The organism is Caulobacter sp. HMWF025 (assembly GCF_003060965.1).
Classification (GTDB): Bacteria; Pseudomonadota; Alphaproteobacteria; order Caulobacterales; family Caulobacteraceae; genus Caulobacter.
In genome coordinates this window covers 13279-31124 of the sequence record NZ_QAII01000002.1, presented here as the reverse complement: position 1 = coordinate 31124, position 17846 = coordinate 13279, and the positions used below count along the sequence as shown (strand labels likewise).

Genomic DNA, 17846 nt, shown 5'->3' with positions numbered 1-17846 from the left:
CCCGGTCAATCCTTGAAGGCGACGTGGATGTGGCTGCGTCCCAAGGGCTTGCCCATGAATTCCAGACCGTCGGGCAGGACCCGGACGTGCTCATTGACGTCCTTGGTCTCGATGATCTTGCTCTGACCAAACAGCGTGTCGGTCAGCTTGATGACGTCCGGCAGGGTGGTCATCTTCAGGAAGGTCGAGAAGCCGCCCGTCGTCAGGATGCCCAGCTGACGCCACTTGCCGGTCTGCGGCGTCACGCCGTTCCAGTTCTCGCCGAGGAAGCGGCTGGACAGGTGTTCGACGGCGAAATCCTTGATGCCGATGAGGTTCTCGCGCTTCCACTGCTGGCAGAACCAGGTGTCGATGCCGCCGGCCGAGCAGAACTCCTCGCTCATCACCTGGGGCCAGCGATCCCGGATGGCCAGGGCCTTGGGGTTGAACATCTGGAAATAGCCGTTCGGCTCCATGTTCACCGAGGGTGACTGCCCCTCGGTCACGGTCCGGTCCATGCGCTCGGTAAAGTACAGGCAGCCCGGATTCCAGGAGTGGCTGAAAATCAGGTCCCGGGTGTCGGGATTGAGGATGATGTCGGCGTCGGTCAGGATGATCCAGTCGGGGCTGGTCAGAGCCGCCAGGCCGTCATTGAGCATGCGCCCCTTGTTGAAGGCATGGTCCTCATCGAAGCAGCGATCGGAGATCACCAGCTTGGCCCCGTGCTCCTTCACCAGGGCCTGGGTGCGCTCGTCCGTGCTGGAGGTGACCACCACCATCTCGTCGAACAGGCCGATATTGCGCGGCAGGGTTTCGGCCAGGTCCTCGCCATAGCCGACCGACACCAGCACGCAGGACAGCTTCTTGGGTTTGGTCGACTTGTGACCGATCCCGACCCGGCGGCCGGCCCCGCCGCCGCCGATATAGTTGTCGCGGGTGTCGACCTTGCGCTGCTCGACATGGTCGGTGCGGTTGAAGAGCTCGTACTTGTCCTTCTTGATCGCCGGGCTGCCGATCTTCTTCAGCAGGGCCAGGTGCTCGTCGGAAATGATGTCGCGTTCCAGAAGGTCGAGTTGCGACGGCCCCGGCTGGGCCAGGCCGCAATAGTTGCAGAGATCCAGCTGCGAGCCGAAATCCTCGGGCTTGCGCTGCCACCAGCCGTGCTCGACCGGCCAGGCGTGCTTGCCGCCGAAATAGAGCCGGTCAATGGCCGCCGCGACCTCACAGAAATAGGCGCCCCTGTCGTTGATCGAGGCCGACCACAGCTTCTGCACCCAGCAGTCGTCGCGGTTCTGGACCCAAAGCTCCTCGGACATGCCGGTGGCCTTGATGTAGTCGGCACGCGAGACCAGCAGGGCCTGATGATAGCCGGCCGACTCGTGGGTATTGGTGTTCCAGTGGCCATAGACCGCCATGACGGTCTCATAGTGCTTGTAGAAGCCGGCCCCGAGGCTGGTCCAGAGCCCCCGCCCGTTGCCGCGGTCGAACAGCCGCTGACTCGCGAACTCATTGAAGTCGCGAATGGGCATCTTGCCCTCGTTCGAGGTCGGCCCGCCCCACAGCTCGGCGAAGCGCCAGGAAATCTTCTCGAAACTGGTGTGCAGGGTCGGCTCGCCGGCGATAATGCCGAGCACCTTGTTGGGGCCATTCCAGCCCTGCATGCTGTTGACGGCCGTCTCGAAGGTCTGCAGCGCCATGTCGTCGCGCGACGGCTGGTGGGCGATCAGCCGGGTGCAGTTCGAGCAGTTCAGGTGGCACTTGGTGCTGATATCGATCTGCACGATGTCCATGTCGGCCGGCGAACGCATTACCCGTCTCCCCGTCGAACCACGACACGCTCACCGAGGCGCGCTCTTGGTTAACACCCGCGACGGTGGATTGAATCTCGCGGGAAGTTAAGGGGCAATTTGACGCGCCGGTTGATCACACGACCGCGCTTGCGGCCCGCGATCAGGACGCGCTGAGCAACTCTGACACGGCCAGGCCCGATCGCCAGGCCCCTTCGACCGACGCCCCGCCCAGCCAGTCCCCGCAGACCCCGAGCGCCAACTCAGGAACCCAGACCGCAGCGGGGCCCTCCGTTGATCCGGCGAGGGCATAGCGCCAGCGGTGCGCGACCGCCGACACCAGACCGGGCAAGGCCGAACCGACCGCCGCCTGGAACTGGTCGAGCATCATCGCAGCCGCCTCGTCCGGCGTCAGTTCCAATTGCGCCGACGACCACTCGGGACTGGCCTGGACCACCCAGGCCTCGGGTCCTGACCGGCCGGGCTTGCTGGTCTGGCGGCCGGCCCAGGCCGCGCCGCCCTGCCCCGCGACCACCGCCCCGGCCGTCTCCACCGGCCCGTCGAAGGCCAGCATCAGGCTCCAGCACGGCGTCGAGATACTGGCCCGGGCCCGCTCGGCCAGACCGGTCTCAACCCTGTCGAGAAGAATGGCGGCCTGTTCGGCCGGGATCGCCAGGATGATTGCGTCAAACGGGCCATCGCCCTCCGCCCCTGCCAGTCCCCATCCGGATTGATCCTGCGTCAGCCCCGTAACCGCGACCGACCAGCGGCAGTCGAGCTCGGCCGCCATCGCCTTGAGCGGCGCATTCATGCCCGGCACCCCGACATAGAGACCCTCGCCGCCGGCGCGCCAGGGTTCGACCACGCCGGCAAGGATCCAGGCCTCGACCTGGGCCTGGAAGTCCGCATCCCGGGCGGTGAAGGCCGGCGTACCGTGGTCGAAGGCCAGATCTCCCGCCGCCGTCGCCTGCCGCCGGGTCGACATCCGCCCTCCCGGCCCCCTCGCCTTGTCGAAGACCGTCACGCCGTGTCCGGCTTCCTTGAGCGCCATGGCAGCGGTCAGGCCGGCCATGCCGGCCCCGATGACAGCGATGTTCAGGGTCTTCATGCAGGTCACCAGGCTATGGGTTGGCCGTCCCAGGCATAGAAGCCGCCATTGGCCTCCGGTCCGAGCTTGCCCAGAACACCCAGCAGGGCCCGAGCGCTGCGGCCGGGGGTCAATCGGACCTTGCCGGGTGCCGTGGTCGGAAACGGCGCACTGAGCGTCGTTTCAACCGTTCCCGGATGCAGGGCGACGCACAGGCCCATGGGCCGCGTGCGACGGTGCTCGATGGCCAAGGTGCGGAGCAGCATGTTCAGCGCCGCCTTCGAGGCCCGGTAGCCGTACCAGCCGCCCAGCTGGTTGTCGCCGATACTGCCAACCCGCGCCGACAGCACCGCAAGGACACTCCGCCGGTCGCGCGGCGTCAGGGGCAGCAGGTGCTTGGCCACCAGGGCCGGACCAACCGCATTGATCTGGAAGATCCGGGTCAGCCGGTCCAGGTCCAGCGCCCGCATGGACTTCTCGGGAACCAGATCGCCGGTCTGCAGGACGCCGGTCGCCACCAGGATCAGGCTCGGCTCTCCCGAGGCCCGGATTTCCCCGGCCGCGGTCGCCAGCGACGCCTCGTCGAGAAGATCGACCGCCAGCCAGACCAGCCGGGGATCGTCGCGCCAGTTGGCCGGGCGCTGCCGGGACAGGACAAAGACCGGCGCGTGCTTGCCCTCGGCCAGCAGGGTCTCGACCAGGGCCCAGCCGATCCCGCCCGAACCGCCGACGACCACCGCCGGTCCGGTCATGGTGCCGCTATCCACGCAGCAGGACCGCGCCGGCCAGCAGCGACAGGCAGGCCATCACCGACAGGGGCAGTCGTAGGGCCGAATACCAGCCCGGCAGACCAGGGGATCGCAGGTCCCAGACGCCGTGAATGGCCAGGGCCAGGGCAAGGCTCGCCAGGCGCTCGGCCCTCAGCCCCTCAGGCAACAGAACCAGACCCCAGCCCGCCAGGGTGGGCAGCATGGCCAAACCGATCGTGCGGCTGTTGACGGGTCCTCCGGCCACGGTGAACGCCCAGCGTGCGCCGCCCAGAAACGACAGGATCAGCGCGGCATAGGCCCCCAGGGCCAGGGCCATCAGATCGGCCGTTGCCGGCACCAGGGCACCGATCACTGGCGGGGCCATGAACGGCAGCAGGCCCAGGGCCCCATAGAGGCCCACCGGCAAGGGCGGATGGGTCGGAGCGTCCGGCCTGGGCGTCATCGGGATTCCCTTGACCGGCTGCGAACCAGCGCCTGCAGCCGGGGCCGAAAGCGCAGAAAGCCGCGATAGGTCCGCTCGAGCAGCCACAGCACCGGCGGGATTCGGGCCAGTTGACCAAAGGGCCGGAGCACGGGGATGGCCCGCCACATGGCGGCAAAGGCTGCAGCGCCGGAGATCAGGGACTCGGCCCCGGCCTCGCGGGCATGAAAGCGCTCCAGAAGCGCCGCGCGGTCGGTCGGGCAGGAGCCGCCCGCCGTCAGATCGACGAAATCAATGGCCCCGCGCCGGTCAAGGCGGCGGATCAGGGCGATCTCGCTGCGGCAGAGCGGGCAGTCGCCGTCGAACCAGACGGTGACCGCGGGGCCGGATGTCTGGGGCCCACCGGTCATGCCGCCCTCAGGGCGCAATGGCCGTCCGTTCTGGCCGTCCGTGCTGGTATCTGCCTCGCCAAGCCTGCTACCTTCCGGACCAAACGGGTTGAAGCGACGTTCTATATCTCATGTGAAATATAGAAAAGCGGAGACTTTTCAGGCCGAAGCCACCGGCCCCGGCCCGCCCCGGCCATAGGCCCTGACGAAGCCGTCGCTGACCGCAGCCGCCAGGGCCTCGAGCGCCAGGGGCCGTACATGACTGCCCTGCAGCTGGTTCTGGTGCAGGGAGGCCAGCAGGAGCGGCGACAGCAGCATCAGACCGGCCGCGCGGACATCGACCGGGATCATCTCGCCGCGTTGGACATGGACTTGCAGCCGCGCTTCGAGCACCTGCAGGGTCGGCTCGATGATGTGATTGAGCGCCGAGATACCGACATCCGGATCCATGACCCCCTCGGCGAGGCTGACGGCGAAAACATCGCCAAGCACCACGTCCCGGGGAGCCTGCAGGGCCCGAACCAGCGAGTCGGCGTAGAGGCGTATCGAGTCGGCAAATGGCAGGTCGCTGTGGCGCAGGGCTTCCAGACCCTCGCGGCCACGCCGAAGGCACTCGGCCATGACGGCATCGACCACGGCCTGACGCGACCCGAAATAGTGCCGCAGGGTCGGCACTGACACCTCGGCCGCCGCCGCGAGGTCCCTGAGACTGGGCCTTGCTACCGTGCGGCTCATCAGACGCGTCGCCATGCGGCCCAGCAGGTCGCGCCGCTTGGCCTCATGATCTGCGTCTCGGGAGCCCCTGGGTCTCGACACCTTGCTGATCCTGACTGGTGCTGCCCGACGGGCAGAACGGACGGAAGCGATCGGTTTGGGAGTTTGCGGCTTCAAGCCGGCTGGCGCACCCGACACGATTCGAACGTGTGACCTTTGCCTTCGGAGGGCAACGCTCTATCCAGCTGAGCTACGGGTGCTTCCACCTTGCGGGGAACGGCCTATTAGCCGAAACCCGCAGCGGGCGCAAACGCGCTTATGCGCCTGATCTCATTCTCCGCCCATATAAACGAACCGGGCGATAAACAGGACGGCCAGGACGTAGAGCAGCCAGTCGCTGGTCCGGGCCTGGCCGCGGACCAGTTTCAGCACCGCATAGCTGGTAATGCCGAAGGCCAGGCCGTTGGCGATCGAGAAGGTCAGCGGGATGGTGATCACCGTCAGGAAGGCCGGAATGGCCACACCGGGGTCCTCCCAGTCGACCTCCTTAAGCGCTCCGATCATCATGGCCCCGACCAGGATCAGGGCCGGCGCGGTCGCTGCGGCCGGGATCGCCTGAACCAGCGGCGCGAAGAACAGGGTCAGCAGGAACAGCAGCCCGACGATCACCGCCGTCAGGCCGGTCCGCCCCCCGGCCTGGACGCCCGAAGCGCTCTCGATATAGCTGACCACGGTGCTGGTTCCGGCCAGGGAGCCGGCGATGGTGGCCACCGAATCAGCGGTCAGGATGCGGTTGAGGCGCGGGATCGAGCCGTCGGGTTCGACCAGCCCGGCCTTCTTGGTGACGGCGACCAGGGTCCCGACATTGTCGAACAGGTCGACGAACAGGAAGACGAAGACGATCTCGGCCAGGGTCATGGCCATGGCGACACCGCCCTTGCCGCCCCCGAGGTTCAGGGCGGCCGGGATGTCGAGCTGGAAGGCTGTGGCCGAGAGCTCGGCCAGGCTGTAGCCGCCCGGCGCAATCTTCGACAGGCCCATGGCCCAGCCCAGGGCGGCAACGGCCAGGATGCCGATCAGGATCGCGCCCTTCACCCGCCAGGCCATCAGGGCCCCGATGATCGCCAGACCGGCCAGGGCCAGCATCGGGGTGGGCTTGGTCAGGTCCCCGAGGCCGACCAGGGTGGCCGGGTTGGCGACGATGACGCCGGCTTCCTTCAGGCCGATAAAGGCGATGAACAGCCCGACGCCGGCCGCCACGGCCGAGAACAGGGGGCGGGGAATGGCTCCGACGATCAGCTGCCGGATGCCCGCAACGGTCAGGACCAGGAAGGCGACGCCCGACAGGAATACACAGCCCAGGGCTGTCTGCCACGGTACGCCCATACCGATCACGACCGTATAGGTGAAGTAGGCGTTCAGCCCCATGCCCGGGGCGAGGGCGATGGGATAGTTGGCGATCAGGCCCATCAGGATGCAGCCGATCCCGGCGGCCAGACAGGTGGCGGCGGCCACCGCAGCCACCGGCATACCTGCTTCGCCCAGGATCGTCGGATTGACGATGACGATATAGGCCATGGTCAGGAAGGTCGTGACCCCGGCCAGCGCCTCGGTGCGCAGGCTGGTGCCCTGGGCCTTCAGCCCGAACTGCTTTTCCAGGAAACTCATACCTAAACCCCCACCTACTGTGGCGAGTTTGGGCGCTGCGGCGGCGTTAAGGCAAGGCCCGGCTCCACGGGGACCCGGGCTTTGCGGCAACCGCCTTTCGAACCGCCTAGTCCTTGGTCGGATCAGCGGCGTTCGGGTCGCCATAGGTCAGGGCCACGAACACGTCCTCAAGGTCGGGATCTTCAGTGGCGATGTCCTTGATGCTCAGCCCGGTCGCGCGCACGGCGGCCAGCACCTGCTCCACGCTGGACTGGCCGGTGCGGTACGAGACGGCAAAGGCCCCGCCGGGCCGGATCCTGGTCTCGAAACCCGCCAGGACCGGAGCCACCTCGACCGGCCGCTCGGGCGTCACCACCACATTGCGGCTGTCCATCCGGCCGAGCAGCTTGGCGGTCGGCTCGCAGGCCACCACCTCGCCGCGGTTGACGATGGCGATCTGGTCGCAGAGCTCCTGGGCCTCTTCCAGATAGTGGGTCGTCAGGACGATGGTCACGCCCTGCGCGTGCAGGCCCTTCACATATTCCCAGAGCTGCCGGCGCAGCTCGACATCGACCCCGGCCGTAGGCTCGTCGAGGATCAGGACCGGCGGCTGGTGGACCATGGCCTTGGCGACCATCAGGCGCCGCTTCATGCCGCCGGACAGCTGACGGACATAGGCATTGGCCTTGTCGGACAGGCCCAGCGCATTCAGCAGCTCGTCGGTGCGGCGCTCGCCCCTCGGCACGCCGTACATGCCGGCCTGGACGTCCAGCGATTCGCGCGGCGTGAAGAAGACGTCAGTGGCCAGTTCCTGCGGCACCACGCCGATGGCCGCCCGGGCATCGCGCGGACGCTGGTCAATGTCGCGCCCCCAGATCCTCACCGTACCGCTGGTCTTGCGGGTCAGCCCGGCCAGGATGTTGATGAAGGTCGACTTGCCCGCCCCGTTGGGCCCCAGCAGGCCGAAGATCGAGCCCCGGGGCACCTTGAGATCGATCCCGTTCAGGGCGCGCTTCTCCGGCGAGGTCTTGGTCGCGGCGTAGGTCTTGAACAGGCCTTCAGCTTCGATGGCGTAGGCGGGCAGGTCCATGGAACGTCCAGACAGGTCCCGAACGGGACGATACGGCAGGGAACGCACGCAGCTTGAATTGACGCCGGCGCGACAGGTCGCATAGGTATGCCTGCATCGCCGCCACGCCAAGGCCGCGTCCAGACTTCAGGGATTTTTCGCACATGGCGCGCAAGGCCAAGACCACGACTGCCACGGCACCCACCGCCATGGACGTCACCGCGACCGCCGCCGCCGCTGCGGGTCCGGCCCCGGAGACGATCATGGTCCGCTCGCACCGGATCGCCTGCGACGGCGTCGGCGGCGCGCTGGGCCATCCCCGCGTCTGGCTGGAACTGGGCGCGGCCGGCTTCGTCGACTGCCCCTATTGCGACCGCCGCTTCGTCGCCGCGACCGCGGCGGGCCATGACGAAGACGAGCATCTCGCACCCGGCGTCTATGAAGGCTCCGGCGGCCACTAGGTCATGACCGACGCGACGGGCTCGACCCGCGCCGCCAGCCTGGCCGAGGCCTGGGCCGCAGCCGAATGGCCCCATGAGGCCCCGGTTCTGCGCGCCATAGCCATGCCTTCGGATACCAATCCCGAAGGCGACATTTTCGGCGGCTGGCTGCTGTCGCAGATGGACCTGGCGGCGGCCTCGATCGCCTTCCATCGCGCGGCCGGACGCTGCGCGACCGTGGCTATCGACGGCATGACCTTCATCAGCCCGGTCTTTGTCGGTGACGAGGTCAGCCTTTTTGCCCGCGTCGTCCATACCGGCCGGACATCCCTGAAGGTTCAGGTCGAGGCATGGCGCCGGCGGCGCGACGGCGAGCAGGCCAGCAAGGTCACCGAGGGCGTCTTTACCTTCGTCGCCATAGACGACGATCGCAAGTCACGCCCCCTGCCCTGAGATCAGGGACGGGGTTGAGACTGCAGCGCATCGGGCCGGTCGGCGCAGCCCCTGCGGGTTTCGCCGTCGATCCAGACCTCGGCAAAATAGCGATAGACCCGGTCAGACATGCCGTCGCCACAGGCCCCGGGGGTCAGGCGGACCACCAGACGGGCCTCTCCGGCGCTCGAGTCCCAGATCCCCTGAACACCATCCAGCCGCACACCCGGATTGGACTGCCGGCGCTCGGGCTGGTCAGGGCGGGTCAAGACCAGGCCTGAGGCGCGGATCTTCACCGACCAGAACGGCTCGGTCCCGACGACATCGAAATCCCCCGCATAGGTCTCGGCCAGGGCATCGGGGGCATCTGCGGGGGGCGGGGCCTCCTCGGAGGCCCCCATCGGCCCGGGGCCGCAGGCGGCCAGCAGCGCAAGGAGAACAGTCAGGGCGGCAGTGCGAACCATGGAGCGGCTATCCCGGGATGTGCCCATGAGGCTAGACTCGACCAGCATGACTCGCAAAGCCACCCGCACCGTCCTGGAATTCTTCGCCGGCGGCGGAATGGCCCGCCTTGGCCTCGGTGAGGGCTGGACCTGCCCCTTCGCCAATGATTTTGACCCGCTGAAAGCCGCCGCCTACCACGCCAATTTTGCGGATGCGGTCGAACACTTTCATCAGGGTGACGTCTGGGCCCTCGCGCCGGAACAGTTGCCGACCGCCGACCTCGCCTGGGCCTCCAGCCCCTGCCAGGACTTCAGCCTGGCCGGGGCCAGGGCCGGGCTCCAGGGTGGACGGTCCTCGGCCTTTTTCGGCTTCTGGCGCCTGGTCCAGGCCCTGTCGGCCGAAGGCCGCGCCCCGGACACCCTGGTGATCGAGAATGTGGTCGGCCTGCTGACCTCGCACGAAGGCCGGGACTTTGCCGCCCTGTGCCAGGCCCTGGCGGATGCCGGCTACCGGTTCGGGGCGCTCGAGATCGATGCCACCCACTTCGTCCCCCAGTCGCGCCCCCGGGTCTTCGTGATCGCCACGCGGCGGCCTGTGGCGGGGTTCAGCGGCACCAGCCCTTTCCAGACGCGGGCCGTCAGGGCCGCCCATGACCGGCTGCCCCAGGTCTTGCAGGCCGGGTGGGTCTGGTGGTGCCTCGCCGCGCCTCCGGCCCGTAACACCGATCTGGCCGCGCTACTGGAGCCGGACGGAACCTGCAACTGGAACCCGCCACAGCGAACGCTCGCCCTGCTGGACCTGATGGCCCCGGCCCATCGCGCCGCCGTCGAGGCCCGGCGGCAGTCGGGCGAACGGGCCGTCGGGGCCGTTTTCAAGCGCATGCGCGGCGGCGTTCAGCGGGCCGAGGTCCGGTTTGACGGCCTGGCCGGCTGCCTGCGGACCCCGCGCGGCGGCTCGTCCCGCCAGACCCTGCTGGTCATCGATCGGGGCGATGTCCGGTCGCGACTGATCTCGACACGGGAGGGTGCCCGGCTGATGGGCCTGCCCGACAACTATCGCCTGCCCGGCAGCCAGACCGCGGGGCTGCATGTGATCGGCGACGGGGTCGCGCCCCCGGTGGTGCGATGGCTGGCAGTCCACCTGCTGGAACCCCTGGTTGATAGCAAATCTGCAAGCCTGGCGGCGGAATGACCCGCTGACAGGCCAGACCTCCCGGCCTAAGGTCCGGGCAATCTGACGTTTCAGCAGCGAGATCATCCCATGGCCGACGCCACTGCTCCCTATGATGCGGCCCGTTACAAGCGGTCCGGCCGCGGCAAGATCTATGACTCGATCCTGGACACCATCGGCGACACCCCGCTGATCCGGCTCCCGCGCCTGTCGGCCGAGATCAAGCCCAAGGGCGAGGTCGTGGCCAAGCTCGAATTCTTCAACCCGCTGGCTTCGGTGAAGGACCGCATCGGCGTCTCGCTGATCGAATCCCTGGAAGCCCAGGGCGTGATCAGGCCGGGGGCCACGATCGTCGAGCCGACCAGCGGCAATACGGGCATCGCCCTGGCCTTCGTCGCCGCTGCCAAGGGCTACAAGCTGATTCTGGTCATGCCGGAGAGCATGTCGATCGAGCGCCGCAAGATGCTGCTGCTGCTCGGGGCCAAGCTGGAGCTGACGCCGGCCGAGAAGGGCATGCGCGGCGCGGTGGCCCGGGCCCAGGAAATCATCGAGGCGACGCCGGGCGCGGTCATGCCGCAGCAGTTCGAGAACGCCGCCAATCCGCTGATCCACCGCGTCTCGACGGCTGAGGAGATCTGGAACGACACGGCCGGCAGCGTTGACGCCGTCGTCGCCGGCGTCGGCACCGGCGGCACGATTTCCGGTGTCGGCCAGGCCCTGAAGGCCCGCAAGCCCGGCCTGAAGATGGTCGCGGTCGAACCCGAAGCCTCGCCGGTCCTGTCGGGCGGCGCGCCGGGTCCTCACAAGATCCAGGGTATCGGGGCCGGCTTTGTGCCCGGGATCCTCGACCGGGGCGTGATCGACGAGATCGTCCAGGTCAGCAATGACGACGCCTTCGCCATGGCCCGCCGGTCGGCCTCAACCGAGGGCCTCCCGGTCGGGATCAGCTCGGGCGCGGCCCTGACGGCGGCCTTCGATCTGGCCCTGCGCGACGAGTATGCGGGCAAGCTGATCGTGGCCATCATCCCCAGCTTCGCAGAGCGCTATCTGTCGACGGCCCTGTTCGAAGGGCTCTGAAGCCCTTGCGGGTCGGCGTCGTCGGATGCGGAGTCGGCGGCATGGCCGCCGCTCTCGCCCTCGCCCGCCGTGGTCACGACGTGACCCTGCTGGAGGCCTTTGCCGAACCCAGACCGGTCGGGTCGGGCCTGCTGCTGCAGCCGACCGGCCTCGCCGCCCTGCGGGCTCTGGGTCTGGACGAGGCCATCCTCACCGCCGGCGCGCGGGTCGACCGCCTGCAGGGCCGCGATACGCGCGGTCGGCAGGTCATGGACCTCGATTACGCGGACTGGCGGCCCGGCGCGCATGGCGTGGGAATCCACCGCGCGGTCCTGTTCGATACCCTGCATGAGCAGCTCGCGCCGGCCGGCGTGACCCTGGTCACCGGAGCGCGGATCCAGTCCATTGAGACCTTCGCCAACCCGGTGCTGCGGGCCGAGGACGGACGCACCTTCGGCCCCTTTGACCTCGCCATCATAGGCGACGGATCGGCCTCGGCCCTTCGCCGGCAGGTGCGCCCGCGGGCCAGGGCTCCGGTCTATCCGTGGGGGGCCATCTGGGTGAACGCCACGGATCCGGAAGGCCAGTTCAGCGGGGCCCTGCGCCAAGTCTATCACCGCGCTGAAGTCATGGCTGGAGTCCTGCCGGTCGGGCGCGGACCGGAGGGCGGGCCTCAACAGGTCTCGATGTTCTGGTCCCTGCCCGTCGCCGACTTCGACAGCTTCCTGGCCGGCAGTTTCGACCACTGGCGGACAGAGCGGCTGCGGGCCCTCTGGCCGGAAGCCGCGCGACTGCTCGAGGGGCAGTCCGGCTGGCAGGGGTTTTCGCGGGCCATCTATCGCGATGTCTCGGTCGGGCGGTGGAACCGCGCGGCCTGCACGCTGATCGGCGACGCCGCGCACGGCACAAGTCCGCAACTTGGACAGGGGGCCAACCTCGCCCTGGTCGATGCCGTTGAACTGGCGGCGCATCTGGACGGACATCGCCGCCCTGTCGCCATAGCGGTCTCGGGCTGGCAGGCCTCGCGACGTCGCCACACCGCCCTCTACCAGACCGTCTCCAAGGCCCTGACCCCGCTCTTCCAGGCCCGGGGCGAGGTCTGGCCGACCCTGCGAGACCTCTTCTTTACGCCCATGTCGCGCTGGCCCGGCCTGAAGCAGTTGGGGGTTCTTCTGCTCACGGGCACGCTTCGGCTCGGCCGGTTTCCCCCGGCGACGCGCCCCTGAGGGGCGCTCCCGGTTCAGGCCGCGGCCGAACGGCCGACTTCGGGCAGGATGTCGCAGAGGGCGGCGTGTAGCTCGATCGGGTCGACCGGCTTGGCGACATGGCCGTTCATGCCCGCAGCCCGGCAGGCCTCCCAGTCCTTCGGGGTCGAGGACGCGGTGACGGCAATGACTGGCGTATCGCGATTGGGACTGCTGCCGGACCGCAGGGCGCGGGTAGCGTCGCGCCCGTCCATCCCGGGCATGTAGAGGTCCATCAGGACGGCATCGAAGACCTCGGTCCCCAGCAAAGCCAGGGCCTGTTCACCGGATTCGGCGAGGGTGGCCTCGATCCCGAAGGGCTGCAGCACCAGTTCGATGGCCCGCCGATTGACGACGTGATCATCCACCACAAGGACCCGGGCCCCGGTCAGTGAGCAGGCCGTTTCGGAAGTCTCGGGCGGCTCGGACGCCTCGAGCATCAGGGAGAGCGTGAAGATCGCGCCCTGGCCGTCGACGCTGGTCGCCGTCAGATCGCCGCCCATCAGTTGCGCGAACTGGCGGCTGATCGCCAGGCCCAGCCCCGAGCCACCGTGCTGACGAACGATCGAGGCATCGAGCTGCTCAAACGGCGTGAACAGTCGGGTCAGCATCGTCGCTGAAATGCCAGGGCCCGTATCCACGACCGCGAGGCTGAGCCGATAGGCCGTACCGTTGCGCTCGCAGGAGAGCCGAACGGTGATCGAGCCCTGGGCCGTGAACTTTACGGCATTGGACAGCAGGTTGTTGAGCACCTGGCGCAGGCGCATGGCATCGCCGGTGACCCAGCGCGGCAGGCTGGGCGCGCCTTCGAGGCGCAGGCGCAGTCCCTTGCGCGCCGCCTCCGGGCGCCAGAGACGCAGGGTATCGGCCAGGGTCTGGCGCAGGTTGAAGGGGACCTTCTCCACGACCATCCGCCCGGCATCGAGACGGGAAAAGTCGAGCAGATCGTTGAGCAGGGTACGCATCAGGCCGCCGGCATCGCTGATCAGCTGGGCGTGGACCTTCGACCCGGCGTCGGGCACCTCGCTGTGCAGCCGGGCCGCACCGGCGAGGATCGCACTGATCGGGGTCCGCAGTTCATGGCTGATCATGGCCACGAAGGCGGATTTGGCGGCGACCGCCTCCTCGGCCTCGATGCGACGCAGTTCGGCTTCCTGTTTGGCATCGGCCTCGGCCTTGAGGGCGGCCGCGAGGGTCCGGCTGGCGACGGCGACGGAGGCGACCAGCAGCAGGGAACCGAACCAGAGGGCGTTGGCCAGGGGCGAGCCCGGATTGGCCGCCTTGCCGACAAAAGGCACGATCATCAGATAGATCACGTGCGGTGCAGCCGCCGAGATTGTCGCCGAACGCTGGGTGCCGTTGACGACAACGACATTCAACAGGGCACCGGCCAGAAGCATGCCGCCCAGGGTGGGGGCGAAGCGCTGCTGGGATGCAAACAGCGGCAGGGCCAGGGCTCCGAAGATCACAGATGTGATGAACGGCGAAACGGCCATGGCAATCACGCGCGGGCGCGAGGGTGTGATGCCGGGGTTGTTCAGAACCGGATACGAAATCCAGACCTCGATACCCAGGGCCACGGCATAGAGAGCGGCCCAGCCCCAGACCCAGTCAATGTGGATGAAGGCCTGCAGAATGAGTGCGATCAGCGCCGCCGCTGCCAGCCGCAACCAGGTCTGCTCGCGACGCGAAGCGACGGCGCGCGCGTAAGCCTCCTGCGTCCCCCCCGTCCCCATCGGCACCCGTCTCCCGGCTGGCCTGCGCAATGATCCTAGTCGGACAGGCAAGCCGCCGAAGGTGGTCGAATGATGGTCAAGTCAGGTGGATCGTCAATGGGTAGCCGTTTGAGAAATCCACCAGATGATCGGCAAATTCTTAACCGCGCAACCCGGGGAGAAGGCATCAAGAGGTTAAAAATACCCCGAACCGGCGCAATTTCTCAGATCTGCGGCCCAAAGACCCGGACGAGGTCAGCGTCCTCGACGCCCTCGATGTCGAGCCGCTTCAGCCGCGCGGACGCCCCTGCCGCCAGCCGGATTGAAGACCGGGGCACACCCAGGGCCTTGGCCAGAAAGGCGATCAGGGCCGCATTGGCCTCGCCCTCGACCGGCGGGCTGGAGACACGGACTTTCAGATAGGGACGGCCGTCCGCGTCGCGCGCCCAGCCGTCCGCACTGTCACGCCCGCCACGCGGGGTCAGGCGGACGGCGAGTTGCATGAACTAGCCGAGCAGGTTCAGCAGGGTGAACTTCAGGGCCGGCAGGATGTAGCTCTGCACGCCGGTGATGATCAGCAGGACGAGGATCGCACTGATGTCGACGCCGCCGAGCGGGGGAATGATCTTCTGGAAGGGTCGCAGGACCGGTCCGGTCACCCGGTCGAGGAACGACACCACCTGATAGGCTGCGGGATTGCGCAGGTTGATGACGTCGAAAGCGACCAACCAGCTCAGGACCGCCGAGATGATAATGGCCCACCACAGCAGGCTCAAAAGCGACGAGGCGATAAAGAAGACGAATTGAATGATAGCGGCCATGGGTTTCCCGTCCGATTCCCTCGCTTCTTGCCGCGCCTTGAGGTCGCTGGCAAGCAAAGGTCCATTCCCCCGCTTGACGCGCGCCGCCCCCCGCCTTATTCCCGCGCTTCCTTGGGGCCGTAGCTCAGATGGTAGAGCGCCTCGTTCGCAATGAGGAGGTCAGGGGTTCGATTCCCCTCGGCTCCACCAAGGACCTTCCCTTTTTCACGGTTTGCACTCCTCCTTGAGGTTGCCGTTTTCCGCGGCGCACCTTGAGCGCACGATTGTGCCCCAAAAATCACCCCTCGCGTCATTATGACGCACCCGCCTGGGCAAAGGCCCCTCCGAAGCGCCCGGCTCCTGTTGAGACGGTACCGGTAAAATCGCAGCCGTCGTGTGACCCGCCGGTTTCCTTCGGGAAACGATGCCGCTACGACTACACCATGAGCAAGATCGCAAGCAGGCAGCGGCGCTACTGGCGTCGGCGCACCCTGGGCCCAACCTGTTTCGTATGACGCCCCTGACCTGATCAGGACGAGCGCCGCTGCGGCGGCTTTTTGGACGGCAGGCCCGTCGGCGAACCCCCGGACTTTTTTCTCATGACCACGACCAGAACGGATTGGGCGCAGCGCTTCAGCGAGCGCATGGGCCGTGTGCGCGCCAGCGAGATCCGCGAACTTCTAAAGCTGCTCGACCAGCCGGACATCCTGTCCTTCGCTGGCGGCATTCCCAATCCCGCGCTGTTTCCGACGCCGCAGATCCAGGCGAGCTACGACGCCATCCTGTCCGACCCGGTGCTGGCGGCCCAGGCCCTGCAGTACTCGGTCAGTGAGGGCTATCTGCCTCTGCGCCAGTGGATCGCCGAGCGCATGAGCCGAGACGGCGTGCCCTGCGATGCCCAGAACATCATGCTGACCGCCGGCTCGCAACAGGCGCTCGACCTTCTGGGCAAGCTGTTCATCAGCCGGGGCGACACCGTGATGGTCGCCCGCCCCACCTATCTGGGCGCGCTGCAGGCCTTCAACGGCTATGAGCCGACCTATCTGGACCTGCCGGAGACCGCCCTGAGCGAAGGCGTCGACCTGGATGTCCTGATGGACGGCCGCACCGCCCGGCCGCTGGGCTATTTCGTCCCCGACTTCGCCAACCCCACCGGCAAGAGCTTGAGCCTGGTCGAACGTGAGGCCCTGCTCGACATGGCCGGGACGCTCGACATGACCCTGATCGAGGACGGGGCCTATCGCGAGCTGCGCTTTACCGACCAGGCCCTGCCCACCCTGCTGGCGCTGGATATCGCCCGGTCAGGGTCGATCGAGGCGGCCCGGACGCTGTTTTGCGGCACCCTGTCCAAGACCCTGACCCCGGCCCTGCGGATCGGCTGGGTCTGCGGTCCGAAGGCCGTGATCGAAAAACTGGTCCTGCTCAAGCAGGGCGCTGACCTGCACGTCTCGACCGTCAACCAGATGGTCGCCCATCGCGCGGTGTCCGAAGGCTACGAGCAGCACCTGGGCCTGCTGCGAAACACCTATGCCGCCCGGGCCCAGACCCTGCTGTCGGCCCTGGAACGGCACATGCCCGCCGGTGTCCGCTGGACGGTCCCTGAAGGCGGCATGTTCGTCTGGGTCCAGCTGCCGGAAGGTATGGACGGCAAGACCCTGCTGGAACGGGCGCTGGCCGAGGAGCGGGTCGCCTTCGTCCCCGGCGAGCCCTTCTTCGCCGAGGTTCCGGTGACCAATGCGATCCGTCTCAGCTATTCCCTGCCGGAAGACGGACAGATCGAAGATGGCGTGGCACGACTGGCGCGACTGATCGCGCGCATGGCCTGAAACGAAGAGAGGCTCCCCGGTCACCCGGAGAGCCTCTTGATGTCGTCTTGGCGCGCCTGGTCGCTGCGGATCAGAACTCTTCCCAGTCTTCCTTGACGGCGACCGCTGCCGAGCTGCGGCCCGGACGCACGGCGGTGACAGGCCTTGGCCGCTGCGCCGGTGCCGATATCGCCGCAGGGGCGTGGGATGCAGAGCCCTCAGCCACCTTGAAGCGCCCAACCAGATTGGCCAGTTCGCCGGCCTCGCCCTTGAGCGAGTGGGTGGCCGCCGTCGCCTGCTCCACCATGGCGGCGTTCTGCTGAACCACCTGATCCATCTGGTTCACAGCGACATTGACCTCGTGCAGGCCCGTGGACTGCTCGTTGGCCGAGGCGGCAATCTCGTTGACCAGAGCGTCGATCGAGGCGACCTGCGCCACGATGCGGCTGAGCGCCTCGCCCGTCTGCCCCACCAGATTCACGCCGGCCCCGACCTGCTGGGTTGAGGTCGAAATCAGGATCTTGATCTCCTTGGCGGCATCGGCCGAGCGCTGGGCCAGGGCCCGCACTTCCTGGGCGACGACGGCGAAACCACGACCGGCCTCACCGGCCCGGGCCGCTTCAACCCCGGCGTTCAGGGCCAGCAGGTTGGTCTGGAAGGCAATCTCGTCGATGACACCGATGATCTGGCTGACCTGCTGCGACGACCCCTCGATTTCGGTCATCGCCGAGACGGCCTGACTGACAATGTCACCGGAGCGTTGGGCATCCCCGCGGGCCGCCGCCACGACGCTGGAGGCTTCCTTGGCCCCCGAGGCCGTCTTGCGGACGGTGGCCGTGATTTCGTCCAGTGCGGCCGCCGTCTGTTCCAGGCTGGC

19 protein-coding genes and 2 tRNA genes are annotated in these 17846 nt (G+C 67.7%); 7 read left to right on the top strand and 14 right to left on the bottom strand.

The genetic code is table 11. The features are described 5' to 3' along the window. Positions 1-5: 5 nt before the first annotated feature. The 9 genes from DBR10_RS00450 to DBR10_RS00410 all read right to left on the bottom strand — a co-directional run bounded on the left by DBR10_RS00450 (position 6) and on the right by DBR10_RS00410 (position 7884). Entirely contained in the window at positions 6-1787 is a 1782-nt protein-coding gene (locus DBR10_RS00450) for a hypothetical protein (protein ID WP_108504077.1), read from the bottom strand. Positions 1788-1929: 142 nt separating this feature from the next. Further along, on the bottom strand, positions 1930-2874 hold the full coding sequence (locus tag DBR10_RS00445) for an NAD(P)/FAD-dependent oxidoreductase (protein WP_108556074.1): 945 nt from the start codon (positions 2872-2874) through the stop codon (positions 1930-1932). A 5-nt stretch (positions 2875-2879) separates the two neighbouring features. Beyond that, complete coding sequence (locus DBR10_RS00440; RefSeq protein WP_108556073.1) at positions 2880-3605, bottom strand: SDR family NAD(P)-dependent oxidoreductase; 726 nt, start codon at positions 3603-3605, stop codon at positions 2880-2882. 7 nt (positions 3606-3612) lie between these two features. Then, positions 3613-4065, bottom strand: a complete 453-nt coding sequence (locus tag DBR10_RS00435) for a DUF3429 domain-containing protein (protein WP_108504621.1) — start codon at positions 4063-4065, stop codon at positions 3613-3615. Beyond that, complete coding sequence (locus DBR10_RS00430) at positions 4062-4454, bottom strand: thiol-disulfide oxidoreductase DCC family protein (RefSeq protein WP_108504620.1); 393 nt, start codon at positions 4452-4454, stop codon at positions 4062-4064. The genes DBR10_RS00435 and DBR10_RS00430 overlap by 4 nt, the downstream gene beginning before the upstream one ends. A 138-nt stretch (positions 4455-4592) precedes the next feature. Next, positions 4593-5249, bottom strand: coding sequence for a TetR/AcrR family transcriptional regulator (locus DBR10_RS00425; protein ID WP_233243131.1), 657 nt, complete (start codon positions 5247-5249; stop codon positions 4593-4595). An 81-nt stretch (positions 5250-5330) separates the two neighbouring features. After that, a tRNA-Arg gene (locus tag DBR10_RS00420) sits at positions 5331-5407 on the bottom strand. A 70-nt stretch (positions 5408-5477) separates the two neighbouring features. Next, positions 5478-6815 carry an NCS2 family permease gene (locus DBR10_RS00415; protein WP_108504619.1) on the bottom strand — a complete coding sequence of 446 codons (1338 nt, stop codon included), beginning with the start codon at positions 6813-6815 and terminating at the stop codon, positions 5478-5480. Between the two features lie 106 nt (positions 6816-6921). Continuing rightward, positions 6922-7884 carry an ABC transporter ATP-binding protein gene (locus tag DBR10_RS00410; protein WP_108504618.1) on the bottom strand — a complete coding sequence of 321 codons (963 nt, stop codon included), beginning with the start codon at positions 7882-7884 and terminating at the stop codon, positions 6922-6924. Between the two features lie 143 nt (positions 7885-8027). On the opposite strand from DBR10_RS00410, the gene DBR10_RS00405 reads away from it, so the two are divergent. Next, positions 8028-8324 (top strand): zinc-finger domain-containing protein, encoded by a 297-nt coding sequence (locus DBR10_RS00405; protein ID WP_369831676.1) that lies wholly within the window; start codon positions 8028-8030, stop codon positions 8322-8324. 3 nt (positions 8325-8327) lie between these two features. Next, complete coding sequence (locus DBR10_RS00400; protein ID WP_108556072.1) at positions 8328-8756, top strand: acyl-CoA thioesterase; 429 nt, start codon at positions 8328-8330, stop codon at positions 8754-8756. Between the two features lie 2 nt (positions 8757-8758). On the opposite strand, the gene DBR10_RS00395 is transcribed toward DBR10_RS00400, so the two are convergent. Then, positions 8759-9199, bottom strand: coding sequence for a COG3650 family protein (locus DBR10_RS00395; RefSeq protein WP_108504738.1), 441 nt, complete (start codon positions 9197-9199; stop codon positions 8759-8761). A 46-nt stretch (positions 9200-9245) separates the two neighbouring features. Here DBR10_RS00395 and DBR10_RS00390 point away from each other — a divergent pair, with 46 nt between their 5' ends. The 3 genes from DBR10_RS00390 to DBR10_RS00380 all read left to right on the top strand — a co-directional run bounded on the left by DBR10_RS00390 (position 9246) and on the right by DBR10_RS00380 (position 12631). Next, a complete protein-coding gene (locus DBR10_RS00390; RefSeq protein ID WP_108504737.1) occupies positions 9246-10370 on the top strand; it encodes a DNA cytosine methyltransferase in 1125 nt (374 codons plus the stop codon). Between the two features lie 69 nt (positions 10371-10439). Next, positions 10440-11426, top strand: coding sequence for a cysteine synthase A (gene cysK, locus DBR10_RS00385; RefSeq protein WP_108504736.1), 987 nt, complete (start codon positions 10440-10442; stop codon positions 11424-11426). A gap of 5 nt (positions 11427-11431) precedes the next feature. Further along, positions 11432-12631, top strand: a complete 1200-nt coding sequence (locus DBR10_RS00380; RefSeq protein WP_255579970.1) for an FAD-dependent oxidoreductase — start codon at positions 11432-11434, stop codon at positions 12629-12631. Between the two features lie 14 nt (positions 12632-12645). Here the strand turns inward: DBR10_RS00380 and DBR10_RS00375 are convergent, their stop codons facing one another. The 3 genes from DBR10_RS00375 to DBR10_RS00365 form a co-directional block, all read right to left on the bottom strand. Then, a complete protein-coding gene (locus tag DBR10_RS00375; RefSeq protein WP_108504734.1) occupies positions 12646-14385 on the bottom strand; it encodes an ATP-binding protein in 1740 nt (579 codons plus the stop codon). Positions 14386-14588: 203 nt separating this feature from the next. Continuing rightward, positions 14589-14867: a DUF167 family protein gene (locus DBR10_RS00370; protein ID WP_108489784.1), complete on the bottom strand. Its 279-nt coding sequence runs from the start codon at positions 14865-14867 to the stop codon at positions 14589-14591. Positions 14868-14870: 3 nt separating this feature from the next. Further along, positions 14871-15185 (bottom strand): YggT family protein, encoded by a 315-nt coding sequence (locus DBR10_RS00365; protein WP_108504733.1) that lies wholly within the window; start codon positions 15183-15185, stop codon positions 14871-14873. Between the two features lie 113 nt (positions 15186-15298). Here DBR10_RS00365 and DBR10_RS00360 point away from each other — a divergent pair. Then, positions 15299-15374, top strand: a tRNA-Ala gene (locus DBR10_RS00360). Between the two features lie 389 nt (positions 15375-15763). Continuing rightward, entirely contained in the window at positions 15764-16990 is a 1227-nt protein-coding gene (locus DBR10_RS00355) for an aminotransferase-like domain-containing protein (RefSeq protein WP_108504739.1), read from the top strand. A 70-nt stretch (positions 16991-17060) separates the two neighbouring features. On the opposite strand, the gene DBR10_RS19520 is transcribed toward DBR10_RS00355, so the two are convergent. Then, positions 17061-17846 (bottom strand): methyl-accepting chemotaxis protein (locus DBR10_RS19520; protein ID WP_233243129.1); only part of this gene is annotated, 786 nt, incomplete at its 5' end.

Bases quoted from the DNA above. Each gene is read 5' to 3' on its own strand.
- DBR10_RS00365 (WP_108504733.1), bottom strand. From the start codon at position 15,185: ATGGCCGCTATCATTCAATTCGTCTTCTTTATCGCCTCGTCGCTTTTG.
- DBR10_RS00430 (WP_108504620.1), bottom strand. From the start codon at position 4,454: ATGACCGGTGGGCCCCAGACATCCGGCCCCGCGGTCACCGTCTGGTTC.
- DBR10_RS00355 (WP_108504739.1), top strand. From the start codon at position 15,764: ATGACCACGACCAGAACGGATTGGGCGCAGCGCTTCAGCGAGCGCATG.
- DBR10_RS00375 (WP_108504734.1), bottom strand. From the start codon at position 14,385: ATGGGGACGGGGGGGACGCAGGAGGCTTACGCGCGCGCCGTCGCTTCG.
- DBR10_RS00415 (WP_108504619.1), bottom strand. From the start codon at position 6,815: ATGAGTTTCCTGGAAAAGCAGTTCGGGCTGAAGGCCCAGGGCACCAGC.
- DBR10_RS00370 (WP_108489784.1), bottom strand. From the start codon at position 14,867: ATGCAACTCGCCGTCCGCCTGACCCCGCGTGGCGGGCGTGACAGTGCG.
- DBR10_RS00445 (WP_108556074.1), bottom strand. From the start codon at position 2,874: ATGAAGACCCTGAACATCGCTGTCATCGGGGCCGGCATGGCCGGCCTG.
- DBR10_RS00405 (WP_369831676.1), top strand. From the start codon at position 8,028: ATGGCGCGCAAGGCCAAGACCACGACTGCCACGGCACCCACCGCCATG.
- DBR10_RS00435 (WP_108504621.1), bottom strand. From the start codon at position 4,065: ATGACGCCCAGGCCGGACGCTCCGACCCATCCGCCCTTGCCGGTGGGC.
- DBR10_RS00390 (WP_108504737.1), top strand. From the start codon at position 9,246: ATGACTCGCAAAGCCACCCGCACCGTCCTGGAATTCTTCGCCGGCGGC.
- cysK (WP_108504736.1), top strand. From the start codon at position 10,440: ATGGCCGACGCCACTGCTCCCTATGATGCGGCCCGTTACAAGCGGTCC.
- DBR10_RS00400 (WP_108556072.1), top strand. From the start codon at position 8,328: ATGACCGACGCGACGGGCTCGACCCGCGCCGCCAGCCTGGCCGAGGCC.
- DBR10_RS00410 (WP_108504618.1), bottom strand. From the start codon at position 7,884: ATGGACCTGCCCGCCTACGCCATCGAAGCTGAAGGCCTGTTCAAGACC.
- DBR10_RS00395 (WP_108504738.1), bottom strand. From the start codon at position 9,199: ATGGTTCGCACTGCCGCCCTGACTGTTCTCCTTGCGCTGCTGGCCGCC.
- DBR10_RS00450 (WP_108504077.1), bottom strand. From the start codon at position 1,787: ATGCGTTCGCCGGCCGACATGGACATCGTGCAGATCGATATCAGCACC.
- DBR10_RS00440 (WP_108556073.1), bottom strand. From the start codon at position 3,605: ATGACCGGACCGGCGGTGGTCGTCGGCGGTTCGGGCGGGATCGGCTGG.